Annotated in this window: 3 protein-coding genes; all 3 read right to left on the bottom strand. The window is 39.5% G+C overall.

What is annotated here, in order from left to right:
* A partial coding sequence (locus tag AC1DG9_RS23790; protein ID WP_477635362.1) for a ligand-binding sensor domain-containing protein occupies positions 1–1,967 on the bottom strand: 1,967 nt, incomplete at its 3' end.
* 95 nt (positions 1,968–2,062) lie between these two features.
* On the bottom strand, positions 2,063–3,289 hold the full coding sequence (locus AC1DG9_RS23785) for a glycoside hydrolase family 88 protein (RefSeq protein ID WP_477611809.1): 1,227 nt from the start codon (positions 3,287–3,289) through the stop codon (positions 2,063–2,065).
* An 85-nt stretch (positions 3,290–3,374) separates the two neighbouring features.
* Complete coding sequence (locus AC1DG9_RS23780; protein WP_337716824.1) at positions 3,375–4,391, bottom strand: LacI family DNA-binding transcriptional regulator; 1,017 nt, start codon at positions 4,389–4,391, stop codon at positions 3,375–3,377.
* Between the last annotated feature and the right edge of the window lie 162 nt (positions 4,392–4,553).

Here is a 4,553-nt window from a genome sequence, read left to right as displayed (position 1 = left end):
TTGTTAACAGGGACAATACTTGCAGGCTGAAAAATATTAAATCCCTTTATCCCCCCAAATACCATCTCTCCAGATTTTAGCCTCAGACTTGAATTGATCTGAAACTGGTTACTTTGAAGACCGTCACTCTGATAAAAATTTGTAAACTCCTTTTTTGCAATGTTAAATTTAGAAATCCCATTATAAGTGCTGATCCATAGATTACCCTTCTGATCATCGAGCAGGCTGAGTACGGAATTGTTACACAGTCCATTTTCTGTGGTATAACGTGTAATTATTTTACCCGTCTTTCGATCAAAAAGCAAAAGACCACCACCTTCTGTACCAATCCAGAAATTGCCACGCGCATCCTCATTAATTACCCGAACCGTATAACCAATATTAAAGAACTGGTGTTTTTTACCCAATTTGTCGATTTTCACCAGCTGGTTCAGATTCCCTCCCCAAAAAACACCTCGGGCATCCTCATGCAATACAAACAGGTCGGTAAGTTTGGTATCAAAGAGCTCAAATTTATTTTCGGTGCGGTTTAATCTGTATAAAGCTCCCAGTAAACTGCCGCGGCGCAAAGTAGCTGCCCATAAGGTATGGGCACGATCTTCGTATAAGTTGAACACAACTTTACTTTCTATTCCGGTTTGAGGATTAATACACTTATATCTCTCAAAAGTTTGGGTTGATCTGTTGTATCGGTTTAATCCGTCGGCAAAAGTCCCCAGCCAAACATCCCCCTTATAATCGGAGATAATAGCGGTAATAAAATTTCCCGAAAGGGATTTTGGATCTCCTGGAATATTTTGATGCTGAACAAATGAGTTTGTTTTTCTGTTCCAGATATTAAGTCCTGAGTTTTCAGTACCAATCCATAGCTGATCCTCCTGATCACCGTAAAAGGCTGTAATGGCACTCTTTGCCAGTGACTTTTTGTTTCCAGGCTCATTCGCGATTGTTTGAAATTTCTTTTTATTCGGATCAATGATGCCCACCCCGATAAAAGAAGTTCCGATCCATTTCCTGGACTCCTTATCAATATAAATAGAATAAATCATGCTACCGTCCAGAGCATTTTTATGATCTGCCGTTTTCAAAGATTCTATTTCCGAACTGGAACCATTAAGGAGATATATCAGTCCGGCAACTGTCCCAATCCAAAGATTTTTTGATGAATCAAACTTAAGTGTAGATACTGCACTACTAATTGGCACATTACCCGTAGCAAACATCTGTTCCACGCCATTGTGAAGCATATCATATTTAAACAGGCCGTTATTTGTTCCAATCCAGATATAGTTGCCAAGAATTTCCATGCAAAGCGACATACTAAGGGAAGTGTTTATTAGTTTAAGCTTGCCTGAATGCTCGTCCAGCACGCATAACCCAAGATTTTGAACAAATACCCAGAGCTTTCCCTTCTGATCCATTTTAAGAGATTGAACTCCATATGACCTGGTTTCTTTTCCATTTACAACTAAGGGAATCTGGTCTGCAATAAGTTTATCGGCTTTGCATAAGAGCAAGCCAAGGCCTTCAGACCCGATAAAAACATTTCCTTTGGCGTCTGCCTCAATATCTTTGATCACTTCCCTTATGGTGTCCGTACCTTTGGCAGAGTGATAAACTACGGTATTGAATTTTCCGGAAAGCTCATCGTAGACGCTAATTCCCTGGCGGGTTCCAATCCACAAATGATTTCTGACATCACTGGTTATGACATGAATAATGTTATGCACCAAAGAATGCGGATCATTGAGCTTGTTTCGAAATACTTTAAATCCATATCCATCATACCTGTTCAGGCCATCGCGGGTACCAAACCACATAAAGCCGTTGTGGTCCTGATAAATGGAACGCACCAGGTTATTGGACAAGCCATTTTCTATCCCCAAATAGCTCACAGGAGGAAAATCCGTTGCCTTTAGCCCTGTTAGGCTAAAAAGAAAAAGCAATAAAATCAGCGAAATCCTCACCCCTGTTCAGTTTATTAATTCAGTAGCCTAAAATAGGCAGATTATATCTGCATCMGGCTAATACTTTTCAAATAAAAGCAGTTCTGTAAACGCTTTTATTTCAAGGCATTCCTAAGATTTAAGCCCTTTTGAAGCCTTTGAAGCCTCAATAAGGCTTCAAGATAATAATAATCTGCATATATAATAGAAGCATCAACTTCAGATCCGTTGGGTTTATGTCCCGTTGAATGTAAAAGAAAAGCACTATTCTTTTGTCTGCTCTGGTACTGTACTGATGATAAAGAAGTTAGCATTTGCTCTGCTTTATCCCTATAGGTGTTTGCCTTAATTTTATCCTTGGTAAACGTTGAAAGTTCCAGTAAAGCTGAAGAAACAACAGCTGCTGCAGAAGCATCTCTTGGGGCTTTTGGAATAGCAGGATCACTGAAATCCCAATAAGGAATCAGATCGGCAGGCAATCGCTGCAAGTAAACATCAGTCACTTCCTGAGCAAAATCTAAAAATAAAGGGTCTTTGGTTTCCCTGTAACACATAGTATATCCATATATAGCCCAGGCTTGTCCGCGCGCCCACATGGAATCATCTGCATACCCCTGATGGGTTACACCTTTTATTTTTTTACCGGTTTCTTTATCGTAAACCACTGCGTGATAAGAAGTATAATCCAGTCTGAAATGATTTTTCATAGTAGTTTTGGCGTGTGATACAGCGATATCATAGAGCCTTTTATCACCTCCATTTTTTGAGGCCCAGAATAACATTTCCAGGTTGATCATGTTATCAATTATGGTATTATGCTGTGGCCATTCCATATTGGGAACTGGTCGTGGCCAGGATAAAATGGTGCCTACCTTTGGATTGAACAGGGTTGCCAAAGTATCAGCAGAGGCGAGTATGATCTTTTTATAGTCAGGATTCTTTGTTAATCGATAACCATTTCCAAAGCTGTTAAAAATCTGAAAACCGAGGTCATGATCAAATGCCTTCCTAGTAGAAAGTGGTGTAAGCTCGCGCGAAAATTTATCGGCCTGGGTTTTAAATTTCTGATCATGTGTACCTTCATAAGCATACCAAAGTATTCCGGGACAGAAACCACTACACCAGTCCTGATAGTTAATGAACTGCCATTGCTGCTGACCAGAAAGAATGCTTCTTGGTATATTTTTCACACTATCTGCAGGAAGCTGACTAAGCGTTTTATGGATTTGTGAAGTGCAATAGGCAATGGATTGCCTGGTGTTCAACTGCCCAAAACTGATCTTGCTGCCAAGAACAACTACCACTGTGAAAAAAAGATTTCTGAAAGTATTTATTGTCGTCATACACTAGTGACACTTAAATTTATCAGTTATACTCAGAAATAAATAAATTTTAGAAAATTCTAATTACAAGGAATACACTGCTTTGCTATTTTTTAGTCGAATCACGAACGATGAATGCTGATTGGACAACTATCTTTTGAGGAAACTGAGCATTTTTTTTAGGATCCAGCATATCCAGCAATATGCGGATGGATTGACTTGCCAGTTCTGAAATCGGCTGTGCTACTGCCGTTATGGTTGGAGCGTAAATATCAAAGACCTGATGATCATCAAAAGCAACGATGGCCACATCACCTGGAATATTAAGATTTAACTGATTAAGTGCTTTTATTCCGCTAAAGGCCAGGTAATTTGTGGCAAAGAAAATAGCCTCTGGCTGATTATTATTCCTGATAAAGTTGACCAGCCGCGCTGCCTTTTGGTCCATTGTACTGGAGAACGGTATTTTTAACAACAGCGGCTTAAGGCCTTTCACTGCCAGGGCATCCAGGTATCCCTTTCGCCGATCGAGCATCTGACTCTGATCGGAATCAAGTTCAACGAAGGCAATATTTTCGTGACCACTGTTAATCAGGTACATTACTGCATCGAAGCTTGCCTTATAATTGTCAAGAATCACATAACTGCTATTTACCTCTTCGAAATATCTGTCAAAAAGCACCACAGGTAAACCATCATCAATCAATGCCTGGATATCCTGCTCAATGCCTGCCGGAGGTGTAATGATATATCCATCTACATGTCTTTCACGAAAAAGATTAATGAGTTCTCTGGTTTTGTGAGCATCATTATCTGTACTGCAATAAATGATCTTATAGCCATTCTGATAAGCCAGCTCTTCGATATGATAAGCTACCTGCGCAAAGAAATAATCAGAAATTTTTTCGACCATGAGACCAATAATCATGGTTTTACCGGTGCTAAGGCTTTTTGCAAGCTGGTTAGGCTTATAATCCCTCCTCTCCACATGATTTACCACCCGCTCGATCAACACATCGCTGATCCTGTTTTCCTTTGCCTTACCATTTAAAATAAGAGATACTGTGGTCTTGGATATGTTTAGTTCGCCCGCAATATCTCTTATGGATAGTTTCTTTGTCATAACCTAAAGATATTGGTATTACTGTTTAATAGCAATTTCGGTGAGATTCAAAGCCGGCATCATAAAAGAAACAACCTTTGTTCCATTGTTTTCCAATCTATTACCTATTATTCTTTTCAGCTTTCCTTCAATGGTAAAGCTTATTGAAACTTCTTTATCACA

Source organism: Pedobacter sp. 05L430 (genome assembly GCF_056397585.1).
This window is presented reverse-complemented; position numbering and strand designations above follow the sequence as displayed.